The 1,193-nt window shown below is 42.8% G+C and carries 1 protein-coding gene; it reads right to left on the reverse strand.

Annotated elements, in window-relative coordinates; translation table 11 throughout:
- Positions 1-575: 575 nt before the first annotated feature.
- Positions 576-1,193, reverse strand: a 618-nt coding sequence (locus Q674_RS34795) for a hypothetical protein (protein WP_227501238.1), incomplete at its 5' end; no start/stop codon positions are given.

The raw sequence follows: 1,193 nt of genomic DNA on the forward strand, positions 1-1,193 counted from the left end.
GAATCTTCGATTTTTTGCCGTTTAAACCCAAGATGGGCAAATATCAGCAGTTATTCAGACCTTCCCTAAGAACTGAACGGGTTCACCATCAAATATCCATATTTCATGCGCTAGTTTTTCCATGTTACTCCAATTATATAACGGTGTGGTATGGGCGCGCACAGAGCGGCGAATCATAGAGGCAGCCTTGAAGTGGCGTATGGGAAGCCAGGTAAAGGGCATCCAGTGGCCATGGGCCGAGAACCGCTGCGTCTTGTTAATTGGTAACCTCGATGTACCACTTGGGTTTAATGCGCCCGAAATCCCGGCGAACGTTTGATTTCAATGCCTTTTTGGAATCCAGGACCTTTGCCTCGCCATTTTCTCGAATAAACAAAACCCAGTGCCAAAATGGTTTGCCCTGCTCTTCTCGCCATTTAATGGCGAGAAGAGCAGGGTTACAAAGTGGCTGATTCAGCTCGATTTAATTGGCCCACCTTGGCCACGACTCTTTGTCATTTTCTGCGACTACTTCATATGTAAAACGCCGTGCTCTGGGGCAGTGTAGATGCACCCATAGAAGAATTTTCCGGGCATTAATTCAATCTCTCCCTTGGCAACTCAAAATCATCCATTTTAAGCAGCTCCACCTGAGCAATTTTTTGCTCGCACTCTTCTTTGCTTATTATTTTTTGCTGCTCGAGCCACCTAAACTTTTGAATCTCGCTTTCCAGGTCGTTTTCCGGGTTCACTTCACCATATAATTTTAAAATTTGGGACTTTCTTCTTGTGTTTAATTCATCAACTATCCGATCGTGATTTTTATCCTGAATGACAAATATATTTCCACGTTCAGCCCGAAATACTGTGTATTTCACTTTAGAGAAATATGCCCAGGCTACGCATACCAGGCCAATAAGTATCCAAAAACCTTTTCCTGACAATGAAGCCTCGGAATAAACGGCATAGCCAAGTTGGAATATGCCCAGCGCTATCCAAAGATAACCTACATTCCTGAGCCATTCATTTTGCTCAATTTGAACTGATGATTTCTGCGGGAAATCAGCATAGTATATATCTGCATCACCAGAGCCTGACCTATCCTCATATGCAAAATTAAAGTAATCATCATGCAGCGTAAATGTATGCTTGTTTGATTTTTTCTTCTGTATGAATTCCATCGTCGTTCTCTTTAAGGAAGGTCTGAATAACTG

This window comes from Marinobacter sp. EVN1, assembly GCF_000475375.1.
Lineage (GTDB): Bacteria > Pseudomonadota > Gammaproteobacteria > Pseudomonadales > Oleiphilaceae > Marinobacter > Marinobacter nauticus.